Raw genomic sequence first — 17930 nt, 5'->3', positions numbered from 1 at the left:
GTGGTCATCGGTGTGACGCCTTTCGAGTGGGATGTGAGAGTTTCCTCGAAGGAAGATCCCGGTGGCCACGCTGACGTTTACTGGCCGGGATCGTTACACCACTCTACGGGGCACTACTCGGAGTAAGACAGTTTGCCAGTTATCGTGATTGTGACTGGAGCGCTTGCCATGGTCAGAATGTACTACATTCGGACCATAAAGTCGCGATGTATGACATTGCGACTTGCGATCATCGAACCAGCGCGACGTCGCGAGAACCCGATAGAAGGTCCTGTGCAGGCGGGCAACAGCTCGCGGGAGAGACGTCCGCGAGGTTCAGCAACCCGAGGTGCTCAACCGCTGCGCCTAGTATCAGTGGCTGCTGGGCCTCAACGAGGTCGAGTGCAACCCGGTTTGCACCATCCGGCATTGCTGACTTGAGCTCGAAATTGGCCTCGTCCTCCAAGGTGAGAGCGCGATGGGCCCGCAACACAGGCCGTCGCGTGTTGCCTGAAGCCGCCGAGGGTAGGGTGACGAGATCGCCGTCGCTGGCTCTTCACGATCTTGCTAATGCTGGGCCGGCGCAGCAGGAGGCGCATTATCGCCACCGCACCATCGCGACGCCCCACGCCGAGAGGCCGAGCACGAGGCGTTGGCGCGCGACGATGGCGCGGCCATCCGTGAGCTCCTCGATCTCGGTGACCTCGCCGAGGTTGGGGATGTCGACGAAGTGCTCGCTGTGCGGGGCGCCGATGAGGAAGAGCACCGACCAGTCGCCGCTCGTTCCGCGGCGCCACTGCACCGTCGTGCCGTCGGTGCCGCGCACCCGCGCCGAGGTTGTGACTCCCGCGCGGCTTGCCAGGTGGCTGGCGAAGTCGAGTAGCTCTGAGGAGGGTGTGAGGCTGTGCGCGAGGCCGGGGAAGCTGCCGATCGAGATCACCGAGCCGGCGTCCAGAGTTCGCTCCACGGCGATCGGGTGGCCATCGTCGGTGCCGAGCACCCGTGCATCCGTCGGGTCGTAGTGCTCGAGCCAGCTCGCGGCGGGGAGCTCGAACCTCGCGCCGTCGAGCTCCAGCGAGAGGGTTCCGGATGCGGGCAGCTCTCGTCGGCCTAGCGAGCGTAGCCCGAGGGCGCTCGCACCGCGCGAACCCGGCGGATGGTAGAACGCCTCCGAATCGAACGCCGTGAGGTCGGCCTCCGTCAGCAGCAGCCCGCCCCGCTCCACCCAGGCGGTGACAACCGCCATCGCGTGTTCAGGAACGCTCAGGGGCCAGGGGAGCACGAGCAACTTGAGATCCGAGAGGCGTGAGAGGTGGTCCGGGTCGAGCACTTCGTAGGGCAGCTGCAGCTCCTCGAACGCCCGCATCCAGCCGAGCACGCTCTCGCGGGCCTGGCGCCCGTCGTTGCCATCCTGTGCCCACTCGAGATAGTAGGTGTCGGGCAGGAACAGCACTCCCACCTGGGCGGGCTCGGGGCGATAGGCGTCGAGGAAGTCGCCGTGCTCGGCGAGGATGCCGGCCGTTCGCGCCATAGCTTCCACCCGCGCCGACGCGTGCCCGTCGTCGCCGGCGAAGCCGAAGCCGCCCGACTCGCGGCCGAGCACCTCGTCGCGCCACTGCCAGACGATCGTGCCCTTGGCGCCGCGCCCCATCCCGTTCCACAGCCAGCGCTGCTGCTCATCGGCGCGCACGGCCGGCAGCACGTGATGGCCCAGCCGGCCGCCGCCGCCCTGCAGCTCGGCCAGCCAGAACGGCCGGTCGCCGGCAGCACTACGAGTCGCCTCGATGCGCAGGCCCAGGTCGAGCAACGACATCCCTTCGAGGTTCGGGAAGCTCGAGCATCCGTACCCGTCGAGCTCGGCGGCCAGCGCGAAGTCGTTGCCGCGCGACAGGGGCTGCTCGAACAGGCTGCCGGCCGAGTTCACCGAGGGTTCGCCGCAGTGGGCCGAGATGGGATGCACGGGGTCAGCCGCGCGGATGACGTCGCGCCGAAACCGCAGATGCGAGGCTGCCCGCTCCGTGAGGAAGCGCTGGAACGCCACGAGGTCGGTGTACGGCAACCCCGGCTTGCGGCCGGGCTGCACGTCATCCCACGTCGCGAACCGCCGCCGCCAGGCCCGGGCCACCCCGTCGAGATTGCCGTACCGCGAAGCAAGCCACGCGTGGAACGCCCGGATGCTCGCCGGACTGTAGTCGAGGTACCCGTCGCCCTCCATCGCCCAGCGGTTCTCGTTCCAGCAGTCCCACGCCACCAGCGCGGGATGCGAGGCGAAGTGCCGAGCCGCCGCATCGAGGAAGTCCCGCATGTGCCCCAGCACCCGCGGATCGTCGATCGAACCGCCGGGCGTCACCCCGACCTGCGCCTCCACCCGGGTGGTCGAGGGCGTGACCCTGCCCAGATGGTCGACCATGGCCGCATCCGGATACCGGCGCAGCAACCAGGCCGGCTGCATCTCGGCGATCGTGCTGATCACCACGCGCAGACCACGAGCGTGCGCGAGATCCAGGAGGCGGTCGTAGTCGCCCCACTCGAACTCGCCCTGCGTCGTCTCGACCCAGCCCCAGATCAGCCAGAGCTGCACAGTGCCGAACCCGGCCCGGGCGATGTCGGCGATGTCCTGCTCCCACAGCGACGGGTCGGGCGACGGCGGGCGGTAGTACTGAACCCCGAGCAGCATGTCAGACGAACTCCTGGCGAATCGACCCGAGCCCGTCGATCTCGGTCACGAGGGTGAGGCCGGGCGTGAGGTACTCCTCCGGGCTGCGGCCCTGGCCGACGCCGGAGGGTGTGCCCGTGAAGATGAGATCGCCCGGCTGCAGCTCGACGATGGCCGAGAGCTGCTCGATGATCGCCGGAATCGTGAAGATCAGGTCGCGGGTGCGGCCATCCTGCAGCACCCGCTCCCGTCCGGACGCGTCGATGCTGCGGCAGCTCACCCGCAGGTCGTCGCGGTTGCTCCCCGCCGAGATCTCGGCCACGCTCACCACCGCGGGCCCTGTCGGCGCATAGCCCTCGAACGACTTGCCGAGGCTGAACTGCGCGGATGCGCCCCACCACTGCACGTCGCGGTCGCTGATGTCCTGCCCGATCGTGAGGCCGGCGATGCGGTGCCAGGCCTCCCCGGCCGGGATGTCGCGCCCGCCGGTGCCGATCACCACCACGAGCTCGGCCTCCCAGTCGACCCGCTGGCCCGACAGCCGCACCACGGCATCGGGGCCGGTGAGGCTCGAGGCGAACTTCGTGAAGACCAGCGGATGCTGCGGCAGCTCGAGCCCCGACTCCTCCGCGTGCTCGGCGTAGTTGAGCCCGACGGCGAGGATCTGGCCCGGCCGCGGCACCGGCGGCCCGAGGGTGGTGCGATCGACGTCGACCGATTGGGGGTGCCGGTCGACGTCGATCCCCTCGCCCCACTCGCACAGCTCTGCCCACGAGGCGTAGACCTGCTGCGGGTCGGCCGGGAAACGGCCGGCGCTCGCCGAGGCGATGTCGAGCGAGCGGATGTCGCCGAGCAGCACCGCACGACCGTCGAGGTTGGCGACGCGCATCAGATCGTCACCGACTCGAACCAGGTGCGCGCCAGCAGTTCGCGACCGGCGTCGGTGGGGTGCACGCCGTCCCAGAGGAGCCCGGCCCGATCGCGCTCGTAGCCCGCCCGGGTGAACGCCACGTCGGCCTCCACGAGCTGGGCGTCGAACTCGCGCGCGAGCGAGCGCACGACCTCGATCTTGGGGTTGAGATCCTCGCGCCAGGCTGACTGCTCGGGCGTGAGGGCGAGCAGGAACGGCTCGATCAGAACGAGGCGGGCACCGGCATCCGTCGCCCGCGTCACCAGGTCGCGGTACGACGCCTCGAACGCCTCGGTCGAGGTGGCTTCGCCGCCGTCGTAGCGGCGCCAGGTGTCGTTGATGCCCACGTGGATCGACACCACGTCGGGGTCGTGCGCGAGGCAGTCGCGGTCGAAGCGGGCCACGAGGTCGACCGCCCGGTTGCCGCCGATGCCGGTGTTGACCACGCGGTCGTCGAAGCCCGCCTCGGCGCGGCGGCGGGCCACGCGCGCGACGTAGCCGACTCCGAGGTCGTACGGATCGTCGATCCGTCGCCCGTCTTCGGTGATGCTGTCTCCGATGAAGACCAGATTCTGTGCCACTCGCGTCCTCACTTCGCGTATTCGGCCGACTGGGCGAAGGCCACGAGCACTTTGCCCGGGATCTCGTCGCCATTGGCCAGGTTCATGAATGCCTCGTCGGCGCTCTCGGGCTCGATCACTCTGCTGATGAGCGACGCTGCCGTCACCGGGTTGTCGGCCACCAGTTCGGCGGCATCGGCGAAGTCGCGGGCCGAGTAGGTGAAGCTGCCGACCAGGGTGCGCTCGGCCGTGCTGATCTGGAAGGCGTCGAGGCGCACCTGCGGCTCACCCATGCCCACCAGGCACACCGTGCCGCCGAGCACCGTGCAGGCGAGCGCGTCGGCGAGCGAGCGCGAGCTGCCCACGGCGTCGATGGTGACATCGACGGGCCCGCCGTGACGGCCGAGGGCCTCGACGAGATCGCCCGCCGAGGGGTCGATCACGGGAACCCCCATCCCCTCGATCAAGCTGCGCCGGCCCGGGCTGATCTCACTGACGTAGACCTCCGGCACGCCGAGTGCTCGCAGCACGAGCACCACCGACTGGCCGATCGGCCCCCCGCCTATCACCAGCACCCGCTCGTGCCCGATCACCCCGGCCCGGCGGATGGCGTGCAGCGCGACGGCGGTCGGCTCCACGAGGGCACCGTGCTCGACGGGCATGCCGTCGGCGAGGCGGAGCACATTGACGGCCGGCACCACGATGTAGTCGGCGAACGAGGCGTTGCGCGTCGGGTCGACGCCGATCACCGACTTGCGGGGCGAGTGCTGCTCACGGTCGGCGAACTCCACCCGGTCTTCGACGGGCAGCACGACGGGGTTGAACGTCACCGCGTCTCCGATCGTGAGCCCGTGCGGCTGATCACCGGGGCCGAATCCCTCGATCGTTCCCGAACTCTCGTGACCCATCACCTGGCCGACCGCCCGCCGCCCGTTGTGACCGGTGTAGCCGTGGATGTCGGAGCCGCAGATGCCCGTGAACGCCACCCGGATCAGCACATCGCCGTTCGCGACATCCGGTATCGGGCGATCGGCCAGGGCCATGCGCCCGAATTCCTCCAGGACCAGTGTTCGCACGGTCGATTTCCTCTCGTCTCGCATCGTCGCATCGGAGTCGCTCGACATCGGTCGAGGCGATGCCACCCTATCAACAAGTTCAGCAGAGTGATAGTCAGTTCGAAATAGAGAACTTTTACCCTGGATTGTTCTGCTCATGCCGGGCTATAGTTCGGAATCATGATTGACGGCTCACAGTCGAGAACCGCTGGCGTGCAGATCGCCCGCACCGAGATCTTCCCCATCAACCTGCCCGCAACGCCCGAGCAGGTCGCGGCCGGGTACTACCACCGCTACTGCGTGGTGCGCCTGACCACGACCGAGGGCGTGCGCGGCCACAGCTTCGCGGGGCCCATCGACCGCACGGTCTGGCCGACGGTCATCGCAGCCACCGAGGGATCGTCGATCACCGATATCGATGGGATGCTGCGCCGCGGCCTGAATCGCGGAGCCGGTGCCGAGCACGCCGCCTGGGACGCCTTGGGCAAGACGCTCGGCGAACCCGTGCACGCTCTGCTGGGCGGCGCGCGGACGCAGGAGCTGAAGGCCTACGTCACCCTGGTCTGGCCGGGCGACCCCTCGCAGTCGCACGTGAGCGCCGCCGAGACCGTCGACGCCGTGCTGGCCTATCAGGCGGCGGGGTTCGAGGGCGTGAAGATCCGATGCTGGCGGGGTCCGGGCGAGAACGCTCGAGTGTGCGAAGCGATCCTGGCCGCGACCGGCCCGGAGTTCACCCTCATGGTCGATCGCACCGCCCACGTCTCCGGCACGACCTGGACCTACGAGCGGGCGCTCGCGGAGGCGCGCGAGCTTCAGGACGTCGGGGTGCGCTGGCTCGAAGAACCGCTCGATCGGTATGACCTCGCTGGCCAGGCTCGGCTCGCTGATGAGATCGACATGCAGATCGTGGGCGGCGAGGGATACACGGAGCCCGCGGAATTCGCCGCGGCGCTCGTGGCGCGCAGTTTCGACGTGATCCAGCCCGATGCATCGATCGCCAACGGCATCCTGCCCACCGTGCGGGTGGCGGCGATGGCCGAGGCGCTCGGCGTGTCGGTGTGTCTGCACGGCACGGGCGGACTGCGGCTGCCGGGGTGGCTCCAGGCCGCCGCGCTCATCGGGCCGGAGTGGCAGGAGCTCGCGATCATCCCGCCGACGCTGCATCCGGATGAGGCATGGAGCCTCAACGAGAGTGTGCTCCGCCGTGCGCCGTGGAGCATCGACCGCGGGCGCATCAGCGTGCCGACGGCGCCGGGGCTCGGCATCGACGTCGATGACGATGCGCTCGACCGCTACCGGATCGGCTAGCTGCCGATGGCCGTGCGCCTCACGCGTCTCACCGTCGAACACAGCGAGGAGCCGTTCGGCGTCGACGTGCAGCCTCGGTTCGGCTGGGTGGTCGACGGCGGTGGGGCGGGCATCCGGGTGCGCAGCTGGCAGCTCGACCTGTTCGCGCCGGATGGCCGGCACCTCTGGAGCCGCGACGACCCGAGCGGCGGCCCGGGCGTCGACGTCGAGTACGACGGACCCGCACTCCGCTCGCTGACCCGCTACCGCTGGCAGGTGACCGTGGCCGCCGACGACGGCCTGGCGCGGGCCTCCTCGTCGTTCGTCACGGGCCTCCTCGACGACGACTGGCGCGGAGCGCAGTGGATCTCCCATCCGACCCCGTCCGGCGCCGCACCACTCCTGCGCCAGGAGTTCACCGTTCCGCAGCTCACCGCGCCGAGCTACCTCGTGGTGGGTGCCGGGGGTTACGCGCGCCCCGAGATCAACGGCGTACTCGTTCCCGGGTTCGACCTCGCGCCCGACTTCACCGACTACGACGTCACCGCTCAGTACCGCGTGGTGGAGATCACCGAGCTGCTGCGGCCCGGACGCAACGCCGTCGGGGTCGAGCTCGGCCGGGGCTTCTACGGCATGGCCTCGCCCTCCACCTGGAACTGGGAGACCGCGCCGTGGCACGACGAGCCCTGCGTGCGCATCCTGATCGTCACGGGCGATGAGGTCGTGGTGGTCTCCGACGAGGGGTGGAGGGCCATTGACGGCCCCACCCGCTACGACGACCTCTACGGCGGCGAGGACTTCGACGCGCGAGACGACCGCCCCGGCTTCTCCAAAGCGGGCTACGACGACGCCGGATGGGCGCCGGTCACGCCCGCCCGAGGCCCCCGGGGCCGGTGCCTCAACCAGCGCCAGCAGCCGATTGCGGTGGCGCAGGTCTTCGCTCCCGATCGGGTCGAGCAGAGCGCGCCGGGACGGTGGCTGTTCAGCTTCCCCCGCGTGATCGCGGGGCGAGTGCGCCTCCAGGTCGACGGCGCGGCGGGCGAGGTGGTGACCATCCGCACGGCCGAGCGGCTGCGGGCCGACGGTCGGCCCGACAACGACGATCCGTACGGCTATTACGCGGGGCGGTTCCAGGAGAGCCGCATCACCCTCGCGGGCGAGCCGCTCCGGTGGGCTCAGCGCTTCGGCTACCAGGGCTTCCGCTACGTCGAGGTCGACGCATCCGCGCAGCCCGTCGTCGAGGCCGAGCTGCTGCACACCGCGGTCGCCCGCATCGGCCGCTTCCACTGCTCGAGCGCCCTGCTGAACCGCCTGCATGAACTCACCGTCGACACCGTGCTCAACAACCTCCACGGTCTGCCCACCGATACGCCGATGTACGAGAAGAACGGCTGGACGGCAGACGGGATGCTGGGCACCGAGCTCATGCTGCTGAGCCTCGACAGCCACGAGCTCCTCGCGAAGTGGGCGGCTGACATCGCGGCATCGCGGCACGGCGCGGGTGCGCCCGAGGTCATCGCGCCGCACGGGGGCTGGTCGATGGACTGGACGCCGGCGCCGACCTGGCATGCCGCGCTGCTGTTCGTGCCGTGGGAGATCTACCGGCAGCGCGGAGACGAGCGCGTGCTCGCCGACACCTGGGCCGACGCGAGCGCCTACCTCGAGTTCGAGCTGGCACGGTGGCCGGACGGGATCGCCGATACGACGCTCGGCGACTGGGTGAGCCCGGATGCCGACCCCGCAGGCGGGAACGCTCCGGAGGATGCCCGCGTCGCGGCCACGGCGTTCCTGATCGCCGGTCTCGACATCGCCGCCACGACCGCTGCCGTGCTCGGCCACGACCCGCGCAACTGGCACGCCCAGGCCGAACGAGTGCGCCGTCGATTCGTGGAGGAGTTCTTCGACGCCGGGCGCGCCCAGGTCGTGGGCGCCGGAGACCGGGGCGACCGCCAGACCCATCAGGTGCTCGCGCTCGCCTTCGACCTGCTGCCGGAACGGCATCGTCAGGCCGTGGCCGACACCCTGGCCCGGATCATCCGGGAGAACGGCGACCATCTGAACACCGGAGCCCTCGGCACCAAGTACCTCCTGCCGCAACTCACTCGCTACGGCCACGCCGACACGGCGCTCGCCGTGGCCCTGCAGACCGACTACCCGAGCTGGGGCCTCTGGGTCGAGTCGGGCGCCACCTCGTTGTGGGAGCACTGGAGCCCCGCCGCCCGATCGCACGGCCACTACTTCCTCGGCACCATCGACGACTGGCTGTTCCGCTCGGTCGCCGGCATCTCTCCGGCGGCGGCCGGCTGGCGCGAGATCCGGATCGAGCCGGCCGTGCTCGGCCTCGGCCTCACCTCCGCCGAGGCCGACGTGCTCACGCCGCTCGGGCGGGCCGGAGTCAGCTGGCGCATCGAGGAGTCCGAACTCGTCATCGACGTCGACATCCCGGTCGGAGCCGTGGCGATCGTTCAGCTCGGAGACCGGGAGTGGACGGTGGCCGCCGGACGGCACCGCCTGAACGGACCGGTACCGACGGCGCCGACCGATCAGCCACGCACGGTGTCCTCGCTGTAGAGGCGCTCGATCACCTCGACGGCGCGAGCGGCGCGTTCCGCGCCCGCGGTGAGTTCCATCAGCGGCTCGTCCGAGTGCCCTGCGCGCAGCTGTGCCACTGCGTCGATCAGTGTGCTCACCGGGGCGCCGTTCGGATAGGCCGACTCGCCGTCGCCCGGTTGCACGTGGCCGCTCGCGCCATCCGCCGTCGCCCACTCGAGCGTCGCCCGAGCGAGGTCGTGCCGCGCCGATCCGGCCGTGCCGAGATAGGTGACGGACTGCTGCGCGGTGAGACCGGGCAGGGCCCCACCCGAGGAGAAGACGGTGGCGACCGCCGTGCCGGAGAGTCGCAGCGAGATCGCATTGGCCGTGTCCATGCCGGGCGAGACGAACACGCTCTCGCCGGTGATCCGCTCGGGCCGTGCCCCGGTGGCGTCCAGGATGGCCGACACGATGTGGGAGGTCTGGGACTGGCCGTGACCGCCGCCGGACACCGCGACATCCGCATACGTGCCGGGCAGCGGAGCGACGGCGTGCGGGCGGTTCACGCGCCGCAGGTACTCGTCGACGTCGCCCGAATAGAGGGGGGCCGTGTACGACTCGAACACGGCGTGCACGCCGACGAGGTCGCCCAGCCTGCCCTCCGCCAGCAGCGCGCGAATCGTCCGGGCCGCCGCGGTGTACTGGTAGGGCAGGCTCACCGAGAGGCCGAGCCGGTGCACCCTCGCGAGCCGCACGAGCTCGTGCGCCTCGGCCGAGTGCAGCGTGAAGGGCTTCTCCACGAGCACGCTGACCTCGCTCAGCAGGCCGGCCCGTGCGGCGCCGGCGTGGAACGCGGCGGGGGAGGCGACCACCAGCACGTCGAGGTCGCTCACCGCCAGCATCTCCTCGACCGTGGCGAAGCGCCGCGCATCCGGGATCTCCGCGGTCACCGCGTCGAGGCGCGCCCGGTCGGGATCGCTCGCCGCGACCAGGGCGGCATCCGGGTGAGAGCGGATGGCCGGCACGTGCGCGTGCGCGGCCCACCAGCCGCAGCCGGCCAGACCTACTCGAATCATCGTGTCTCCTCATGCGGATCTGGCCCGCGACGGGTGGTCGCGGGCCAGATCATGCGGGTTCGGATGCTACTGCTGCACCCAGTCGTCGGTCCACTTGCCGTCGGCGGCGACCTCTTTCGCCCCGGTCGTCCAGTTCGCCATCGTCTCGGCGAGCTGGTCGTCGAGCGACTTGTTGCCCGTCAGGTAGCCCGTGTAGATCGACTGCCCGAGAACGGCCTTCGGGAGAAGGGACGGCTGCGGAACAGTCGGGCTGAGAGCCCAGTCGCCCGTGGTCAGGCCCTCGAGGCCGGGCGCCGGTGCGGCATCGGCGAGGGCCGGGATGCCGCCGGTCTTGTCGAGCCACGGCTGGATGCCCACGGGGCTCGAGGCGAACTGCAGGAACTTGACGGCCGCGTCGAGCTTGTCGCCCTCGGTGGTGGCCGGGATCATGTAGCTCGTTCCGCCCGTGTTCGCACCGGAGCGGGCGGGTTCACCGGTGGCCAGCGGGCTGTCCTGCTTGGTGACCGTCGGGAACGGAAGCGTGCCGTAGTCCCAGCTCACGTCGTCGAGGCTGTTCGCCGAGAAGTTGGCTCCGAACGACATGCCGGCCTTGCCGGAGAGGAACTCCTGCGCCCCCGTGAAGGCGGCGCCCGTTGTGGCCACGCCCGACCAGTTCGGGGTGGCGCACTCGTCGACGACCTGCTTCGCGAGGGTGTACGCCTCGCCGATCTCGGGAGTGTTCTCGGGGGTGAACTCCCCGGTGAGCACGCCCTTGGCGAAGTCCTTCACCGAGATCTGCTTCGACGTGCCGGGCTTGCCGTCGGGGCCGTAGTAGTTCAACTCGTCGAAGTACTTGGTGAGCAGCATCGAGGTGATGGGCTTCACCACGCTCTCCTGGGCGAGGTAGCTGTTGTCGAACGCGAGAGGCGTGTAGCCCGCCGCGGTGATCGCCTTGCAGTCCTCGATGAGGTCGCCGTAGGTGGCCGGCGGCTCGTCGATCCCGGCCGCGGCGAACACGTCCTTGTTGTAGTAGATGCCGCTGAGGTAGAGGTTGAACGGCACGAACTCGTAATGCTGCGCCGCATTGCGGCCCACGTTCGACTCACCGCCGATGTAGTCGGGGTTGAAGGCGTCGATCCACTTGGTGTTGCCCTCGATGTAGGGATTCGGCTGGTTGAAGTAGTCGTCGAGCGCAACCACCTGGTCGGGCTTGTGAGAGGCCTGGTTGAACACCAGCTCCGGTGCCGTTCCCGCCGCGAGCTGCGTCGACAGCGTCTGGTAGAACTCGGTGAGCGGGAGCACCACCGTCTTCACCTCGATGTTCGGCTCGGCCGCCTCGAATCGGGCGACGAGGTCCTCCCAGGCCGGTCCGAAGCTCTGCGGGTCGGTGTTCCACTGGTTGGGCCCGGCGATCGTGATGGTGGTCTTGCCTGAACTCTCGGCAGGAGCGCATCCGGCGAGCGAGATCGCGGTGGCTGCGACCACCCCGATCGCGATGAGGGGTTTGAGCTTTCTATACATCCTTGTATTGCCCTTCTGTGTGATTGGTGACGATGGTGCGGGAGGTGCGATCAGTGCGAGCCCGGGAGCCCGCCCTGGATCCCGGCGAGGAAGTACTTGGAGAGAAAGAGGAACAGCAGCAGCAGAGGCAGGCTCGCGATCATGTAGCCCGCGAACATCGCTCCGTAGTCGGTTCCCGCCTGCCCGCGGAAGAAGAGCAGGCCGACGCTCACCGGCTTCAGCGCGTTGTCGGTCACCGTGAGCAGCGGCCAGAAGAAGTCGTTCCAGACGCCGATCACGGTGAGCAGTGACACGGTGCCCACCACGGGCAGGGAGAGCGGGAGCATGATCGACCGGAACAGACGACCCGTGCCGGCGCCGTCGACCCGGGCCGCGTCGAAGAGCTCCTGCGGGATGCCCTCGATGAACGTCTTCATCAGAATGGTGCCGAGAATCGCGCCTCCGGCGACCCTCGGGATGATCAGCACCCAGAGAGTGTTCAGGAGGTCGAGGTCGCGCATCATGACGAACAGCGGGATGAGGCTCGCGATGCCGGGCACCATGAGCAGGGCGATCACCATCGTGAAGAAGAAACGCCGGCCGGGGAATTGGAACCGCGCGAAGACGAATCCCGAGAGGAGGCTGAGCGCGACGATCCCGACGATCGAGATCACGGCCACGACGATGGAGACCGCCATGAAGGGCGCGATCTGGTTCCACGCCGTGGTGTAGTTCTCGAAGTGCAGGGGGAAGGAGGGTGCCCAGTAGCTCGTGGCGAACTGCTCGTTGGTCTTCACCGAGGTGGTGAGCACGAAGAGGTAGGGGAGTAGCCCCACGGCCACGATCGCGATGAGAGCGATGTGGATGGCGGCGCCGGAGCGGCGGTGCTTCCTGACGCGAGGTGCCCGGGTCGGCGCCTCGATGGTCGCTGCAGACATGAGGGTCACATCCCTTTCACATTGGTGGTCGAGTCGCGGCGTTTGGCGACGGCGACGATCGTGCTGAAGACGACGGTGAGCACGAAGAGCGTCGTCGAGAGAGCCGCCGCGTAGCCCCAGTTGCCGCCGGAGAACGCTTCGTTCAGCATGCGGAGCACGGGCACCGTCGTCGCGTTGTCGGGCCCTCCGTTGGTGAGGATGTAGGCGACGAACCCGTATTGCAGCGTCTCGATGATCACCAGCACGAGTAGCAGCTGCACCTGCCGGCCCATGAGCGGCAGGTCGATGAGGAAGAGCCGCTGCATCCGGTTCACCCCGTCGAGCGAGCAGGCCTCGAAGATCTCCTTCGGGATGTTCTGCAGGGTCGAGTAGAACATCAGGAAGGGCAGGCCCGCGATGAAGGGGAACCCGATGAACAGGAGCGAGAGCAGCGCGAGGTGCGGGTCGCCGAGCCAGTTCTGGGCGAGGGCGTCGAGCCCCACAGAGCTGAGGAAGGTGTTGATCACCCCGTCGTTCGGCTGGTAGAGGAACGACCAGATGAGCGCGGTGACCACCCCGGGGAAGGCCATCGGCACGATCAAGAGGGTGCGGTACACGAACTGCGCGCGTTCACTCCGCAGCGAGATCAGGAGTTCGGCGGCCGCCAGGGGGATCACCCAGGAGACGACTCCGAAGACGAAGATGATGCCGAGGTTCTTGAAGGATTCCCACCAGAGCTGGTCGGTCATCATCGTCGCGTAGTTGTCGAACCCGATGAAGGTCGACTCCCCGCCCGGGTTCCAATTCCAGAACGAGTGGAAGATGCCGCTCGCGGCCGGGTAATAGCAGAACACCCCCAACATGATCGCCAGCGGGGCCAGGCCGATATAGGCGCCCCAGCTGATGCGCCGACGGGACGGGCGGCGCCTCGGCGGATTCGTGTCCGCGAGGATCGCCACCGTGTCGGGCACCACCCGGTCGGGTGTCTGTACAGCCATGTCGCCTCCACGATGAGTCGGGCGCCGGCCGCCGCGATCAGGTGGACAGATCGTCGGCGTCAGCGTTCACGTGCTCGACCCGGGGCCCCCTTCGGGGTCCGCCTCAGGTCGACCGCTCGAAAGTCTCCCAGACGAAAAGGTTCATGTCAAGGAATCGGCGTTCACACCCGTGAACTATGCCGACGACCGCCCTCTAAAAGTTCATCTAGCTGTATTCTGGTCCCCTAGACGGGATGATATCCGGCTTGAAAACGCACGGCACACAGAGGTGCCGCGCGACGGAGAGGGAGATCATGGGGACTGACGACAAAGCAACCAGCGTCAAGTCCGCAGAGCGAGCGCTCGGACTGATCGAGTTCGTGAGCGAGCACGACAGTGTGAGCTTCGGGGAGATCCTGACCGAGCTCTCCATCCCCCGTTCCAGCGCGCACGGACTTCTCCAGACGCTCACCGCGTCGGGCTGGGTCGCGCACGACCCCCGCACCCGCCAGTACTCCCTGGGGCTCCGCGCCTGGCAGATCGGCCAGAACTTCCGCGGCCACACCGACTTGCTCGGCATCGTGCGCCCGTTCATGGACAAGCTGGCCGCCGGCGTGGGCGAGACGGTTCAGCTCGCGCAGCTCGATGGCGTGAACAACGTCTACATCGCCATCAGCCAAGCTGCTCGCACGATGCGCCTCGCGTCGTCGGTGGGAACGCAGCTGCCGGCCCACGCCACGGGAATCGGCAAGACGCTGCTGGGTCTGCTCCCGCCCGCGGAGGCCGAGCGGCGTCTGCGGGCCGCTGCGCCCCTCGCCCACCTCACCGAGCACACGGTCTCCGACGTCGACGAACTCGTCGCTCTCCTCGACCGCGTTCGCGCCGAAGGCTTCGCGGTCGACGACGAGGAGTACATCAGCGGGTGCCGTTGCGTCGCCGTGCCGCTGCCCTTCCTCTCCGACGCGCACCGGCAGATGGCGCTCTCCGTCACCATGCCGACGTCGCGCACGAGCGAGCAGTGGCCGGCCGACATCCTCGGCCAGCTGCGTGCCACGGTCACCGAACTCGAGGCGACCATCCGTCCTTAGCGACGTTCGCCCGGTCTCACCTTTCGCGCGGCGCTTAACCGCTGCGCGTCCCCGCCGATTTCCCGCGGCCGATTTCGTGATCGCATCTTGCTTCCGACGGATCTGTTCGACTAGCGTCAAGGCGAAAGTTCATTCTGGCGTATTTAAGTTCAGATGTATGAACTCGAGGATAAGGGAGTCCTTGTGCACGATGCAATCGATCCACATGCCGAGCCCGTAGCCGAGAACGAGTGGCTGCTGGAACCCGAGCAGAAGCGGGGGGTGAGCCGCCGATCGTTCCTGGCCATCGCCGCTGCGGCCTCGGCCGCCGGTGGCCTGCTGCTGATGGACAAGCCGGGGCAGGCGTCGGCGCGGCCGCTCCCCACCCTCGCCACGAGCGGAGTCTCCGGGTCGACCGGTACGGCCCGGTATCTCGTGGAGGAGGACTTCCACATGCCGAACGCCGTCACCGACCCGATTCTCGTGGTGCCCTCGGGGTGGGACGTGCGCCAGGCCGGCGGAAGCTTCACCTTCGCCTACGGACGCTGGGCGAAGGTGACGGACGGCGGGGGCCTGCCCATCGTCATGCAGCGGCGCTTCTCCGCGCACACGGCGGGCGTGCTCACCGTCGACTTCCGGTTCGAGCCCATCACCCAGCTCAACGGCGTGACCTGGACGATCGGAACCACGGGGGCGAACGCCGTCGTGCTCACCGCCAACTCGGGGCAGCTGAGCCTGCAGACGCCCTCGGGCTCCCAGAACCTGGCGAGCACCGCCATCGGAACCCCGATGGGGGTGCGGGTGGTGCTCGACCTCGCCGCGGCGCAGTTCACGGTCTCCGTGAACGGCGCCCTGGTGGCCAGCGCGGTCGCCTTCGCGCAGGCCGCGACCGTGCTCGACCTCTTCACCATGCAGACGAGCGAGGCCTTCGTCGGCAACTTCTACATCGACACGGTGCGCATCCACCGCGGATTCCTCGTCAACGAGTCGTTCGTGACCGTGCCGTCGGGTCTTCCCGCCGACTGGACGGCGGCGGGTGCGGGCGCGGTCTTCTCGGTCGCCGAACTGCACGGATCGAGCTATGCGGACTGCTACAGCCTCCTGGTGAACACGATGGCGGCCACCGAGACCGCGACCTTCCGGCGCACCTTCACCGCCCAGAACGACGACCTCACGCTCGAGTTCCGCTTTCTCGCCCCCTCGGGTGCCCAGAACGTCTCGGCCGTGCTCTCGGCCGGCACGACGGCCGGGCTCCAGATCGGCGCCTCGGCAGGCAGCATCACCTATGCGGATGCGAGCGGAACGCCGGTCGTGTGCTACGACTGCAAGCCCAACCTCTGGTACCACATCCGCGTGACGACCGACACGACGAGCAATCTGGCCACGGTGTGGGTGAACGGCAAGACGGCGGCATCCGGAGTCGCGATCCCGGCCGTCTCGGCCATCGACACGCTGACCTTCGGAGTCGGGGCGGGCCCGTCGGGGAAGGTCTACCTCGACGACATCCGGCTCTCGCTCACCCCACCGCTGCCGAGCGACTACGTGCCGACCCCCGTCCCGCTGGACACCGGTGACTACCTCGTCGGTGTGCAGACCTTCGCCGGCTGGCGCGAGGGCCACCACCAGGGCTGGGATGCCCTCAGCCCCTACCCGAGCCGCAAACCGCTGCTCGGCTGGTACGACGAAGGTGACCCGGAGGTCACCGACTGGGGCATCAAGTGGATGGTGGAGAACGGCATCTCGTTCGAGCTGGCGTGCTGGTTCCGCCCGCTGGACGGTGTGGGGCAGCCGATCAAGGTGCCCGACCTCGGCCACCACATCCACCAGGGGCTCTTCAACTCCCGCTACAAGTCGCTCGTCAAGTTCGCCATCATGTACGAGAACAACAGCAGCGGCGCCACGAACAGCAACGACTTCCGCACGGTGATGGTGCCGTACTGGATCGAGTACTACTTCCGTGACCCCGACTATCTGGTGATCGACAACAAGCCGGTGTTCTCCATCTACTCCATCCCGAAGCTGATCACCACCTTCGGCAGCGCCGCAGCGGCGGCCGCGGAGGTCGCGTATCTCCGCACGGCGGTTCAGGCGGCCGGGTTCGACGATCTGATCATCATCGCCCCGCAGGTCGATGCCAACGCGCCGACCGTCGGCGTCGACGCCCAGTACAAGTACAGCGTCGGTCCCGTGGCCGCGCTCACCGAGGGCTACCGGCAGAACCTGCTCACCTGGCGCGGCAACGCCGTGGTCGACGTGGTGCCCACCATCTCGATGGGGCAGGACCAGCTGCCGTGGAACCTGACGCCGGGAGCCTGGGCGAGCGTGACCGACTTCGAGGCGAACGCGACCTGGGTGCGCGACACCTTCATGCCGGCGCTGCCGAGCACGAGCCTCGGCCGGTCGATGGTGCTCGTCGACAACTGGAACGAGTTCGGCGAGGGGCACTTCGTGATGCCGAGCGCCCTCGCCGGGTTCGGCTACGTGAACGCCGTCGCCGACGTCTTCGGGGCGAGCGCGCACGGAACGAATGCCACTCCCACCACCACGCAGGCGGCGCGGTTGGGCCTGCTCTACCCGGCCGCGCGAACGCAGCCGCTCAAGGAGCTGCCGGCTCCGGCGAAACCCGACGACTACTGGACGCGGTGGACCTTCGACACCGACGGCGATGTCGAGGGGTGGACGAACAGCGAGAAGAACCAGGTCACGAACATCCAGGTGCAGGGCGGTGTTCTGACAGCCACCTCGATCGGCACCGACCCGGGGCTCGTGTCGCCCGACCATCTCGGCATCGACGCCAATCAGGCACCCTGGGTCCGGGTGCGGATGAAGAGCGACACGCCCCCGGAGTATCTGTACTTCATCACCGACGCCGATCCGGCGTGGACCCAGGTCAAGGGCACGCAGGTGATCTTCGATGCCTACAACGACGAGTTCGGCATCGGCTACGCCGCGGTGTGGGGCAACCCCAATTGGGTGGGCACGATCCGGCAGATCCGGCTCGACATGATGTCGACGGCCGGAGACTTCACGATCGACGAGATCGGCGTGGTGAAGGTGCCGCTCCCCGCTCTGTCGCTGCTCGTCAGCGGCAAGTACTCGCGCACCGCGGTTCCGGTGATCGCCCCCAACGGCACGCCGATGGTGCCGGCGGCCTACGTCGTGGAGGCGATCGGAGGTCGCCCCGAGTGGCGGCCCGACGTGCAGTGGTTCGTGGCCGTGCGCTCCGGCACCACCCTCATCGCGCAGGTCGGCAGCAGCTCGGCGTGGGCCGGAGCGACCCTCGTCCACCTGGACGCGCCCTGCCAGTGGGTCGGCGGTCGCTTCTACATCGCGGCCACCTACTTCCAGTCGCTCGGTTTCACCGTCACCTGGGATGCCACGGCCCAGCTGCTGACCATCACGCCGTGATCGCGCGGCCTCACTCGACGATCGGAC

General features: G+C 68.7%; 12 protein-coding genes. 4 read left to right on the top strand and 8 right to left on the bottom strand.

The window, feature by feature from the left end:
- Positions 1 to 577: 577 nt before the first annotated feature.
- Genes EPO52_RS05445 through EPO52_RS05430 form a run of 4 tightly spaced genes read right to left on the bottom strand, consistent with a single transcriptional unit; the run spans position 578 to position 5181 of the window.
- On the bottom strand, positions 578 to 2656 hold the full coding sequence (locus EPO52_RS05445) for an alpha-amylase family protein (RefSeq protein ID WP_290803051.1): 2079 nt from the start codon (positions 2654 to 2656) through the stop codon (positions 578 to 580).
- Position 2657: 1 nt separating this feature from the next.
- A complete protein-coding gene (locus EPO52_RS05440) occupies positions 2658 to 3524 on the bottom strand; it encodes a fumarylacetoacetate hydrolase family protein (protein ID WP_290803047.1) in 867 nt (288 codons plus the stop codon).
- A complete protein-coding gene (locus EPO52_RS05435; RefSeq protein ID WP_290803045.1) occupies positions 3524 to 4126 on the bottom strand; it encodes a GDSL-type esterase/lipase family protein in 603 nt (200 codons plus the stop codon). Before EPO52_RS05435 ends, EPO52_RS05440 begins: the two co-directional genes overlap by 1 nt.
- Positions 4127 to 4134: 8 nt before the next feature.
- A complete protein-coding gene (locus EPO52_RS05430; protein WP_290803042.1) occupies positions 4135 to 5181 on the bottom strand; it encodes a zinc-binding dehydrogenase in 1047 nt (348 codons plus the stop codon).
- A gap of 159 nt (positions 5182 to 5340) precedes the next feature.
- On the opposite strand from EPO52_RS05430, the gene EPO52_RS05425 reads away from it, so the two are divergent.
- Both EPO52_RS05425 and EPO52_RS05420 read left to right on the top strand, forming a co-directional pair.
- On the top strand, positions 5341 to 6468 hold the full coding sequence (locus EPO52_RS05425) for a mandelate racemase/muconate lactonizing enzyme family protein (protein ID WP_290803038.1): 1128 nt from the start codon (positions 5341 to 5343) through the stop codon (positions 6466 to 6468).
- Between the two features lie 6 nt (positions 6469 to 6474).
- Positions 6475 to 9018, top strand: coding sequence for a family 78 glycoside hydrolase catalytic domain (locus EPO52_RS05420; RefSeq protein ID WP_290803033.1), 2544 nt, complete (start codon positions 6475 to 6477; stop codon positions 9016 to 9018).
- Here the strand turns inward: EPO52_RS05420 and EPO52_RS05415 are convergent.
- The 4 genes from EPO52_RS05415 to EPO52_RS05400 form a co-directional block, all read right to left on the bottom strand.
- Positions 8991 to 10055 carry a Gfo/Idh/MocA family oxidoreductase gene (locus EPO52_RS05415; protein ID WP_290803027.1) on the bottom strand — a complete coding sequence of 355 codons (1065 nt, stop codon included), beginning with the start codon at positions 10053 to 10055 and terminating at the stop codon, positions 8991 to 8993. The genes EPO52_RS05420 and EPO52_RS05415 overlap by 28 nt on opposite strands.
- A 66-nt stretch (positions 10056 to 10121) precedes the next feature.
- Positions 10122 to 11555: an extracellular solute-binding protein gene (locus tag EPO52_RS05410; protein ID WP_290803022.1), complete on the bottom strand. Its 1434-nt coding sequence runs from the start codon at positions 11553 to 11555 to the stop codon at positions 10122 to 10124.
- Positions 11556 to 11605: 50 nt separating this feature from the next.
- Complete coding sequence (locus EPO52_RS05405; RefSeq protein ID WP_290803017.1) at positions 11606 to 12472, bottom strand: carbohydrate ABC transporter permease; 867 nt, start codon at positions 12470 to 12472, stop codon at positions 11606 to 11608.
- A gap of 5 nt (positions 12473 to 12477) precedes the next feature.
- Complete coding sequence (locus EPO52_RS05400) at positions 12478 to 13449, bottom strand: sugar ABC transporter permease (protein ID WP_290803011.1); 972 nt, start codon at positions 13447 to 13449, stop codon at positions 12478 to 12480.
- A 293-nt stretch (positions 13450 to 13742) separates the two neighbouring features.
- Here EPO52_RS05400 and EPO52_RS05395 point away from each other — a divergent pair, with 293 nt between their 5' ends.
- A complete protein-coding gene (locus EPO52_RS05395) occupies positions 13743 to 14516 on the top strand; it encodes an IclR family transcriptional regulator (protein WP_290803007.1) in 774 nt (257 codons plus the stop codon).
- A gap of 183 nt (positions 14517 to 14699) precedes the next feature.
- The gene (locus tag EPO52_RS05390) at positions 14700 to 17903 is read left to right on the top strand and encodes a stalk domain-containing protein (protein ID WP_290803004.1); all 3204 of its coding nucleotides are present in this window, start codon (positions 14700 to 14702) and stop codon (positions 17901 to 17903) included.
- Positions 17904 to 17930 lie beyond the last annotated feature (27 nt).

The sequence above is a fragment of the Herbiconiux sp. genome (genome assembly GCF_004297105.1).
GTDB lineage: Bacteria > Actinomycetota > Actinomycetes > Actinomycetales > Microbacteriaceae > Herbiconiux.
This window is presented reverse-complemented; position numbering and strand designations above follow the sequence as displayed.

Bases quoted from the DNA above. Each gene is read 5' to 3' on its own strand.
- EPO52_RS05440 (WP_290803047.1), bottom strand. From the start codon at position 3,524: ATGCGCGTCGCCAACCTCGACGGTCGTGCGGTGCTGCTCGGCGACATC.
- EPO52_RS05415 (WP_290803027.1), bottom strand. From the start codon at position 10,055: ATGATTCGAGTAGGTCTGGCCGGCTGCGGCTGGTGGGCCGCGCACGCG.
- EPO52_RS05420 (WP_290803033.1), top strand. From the start codon at position 6,475: ATGGCCGTGCGCCTCACGCGTCTCACCGTCGAACACAGCGAGGAGCCG.
- EPO52_RS05445 (WP_290803051.1), bottom strand. From the start codon at position 2,656: ATGCTGCTCGGGGTTCAGTACTACCGCCCGCCGTCGCCCGACCCGTCG.
- EPO52_RS05425 (WP_290803038.1), top strand. From the start codon at position 5,341: ATGATTGACGGCTCACAGTCGAGAACCGCTGGCGTGCAGATCGCCCGC.
- EPO52_RS05400 (WP_290803011.1), bottom strand. From the start codon at position 13,449: ATGGCTGTACAGACACCCGACCGGGTGGTGCCCGACACGGTGGCGATC.
- EPO52_RS05405 (WP_290803017.1), bottom strand. From the start codon at position 12,472: ATGTCTGCAGCGACCATCGAGGCGCCGACCCGGGCACCTCGCGTCAGG.
- EPO52_RS05410 (WP_290803022.1), bottom strand. From the start codon at position 11,555: ATGTATAGAAAGCTCAAACCCCTCATCGCGATCGGGGTGGTCGCAGCC.
- EPO52_RS05395 (WP_290803007.1), top strand. From the start codon at position 13,743: ATGGGGACTGACGACAAAGCAACCAGCGTCAAGTCCGCAGAGCGAGCG.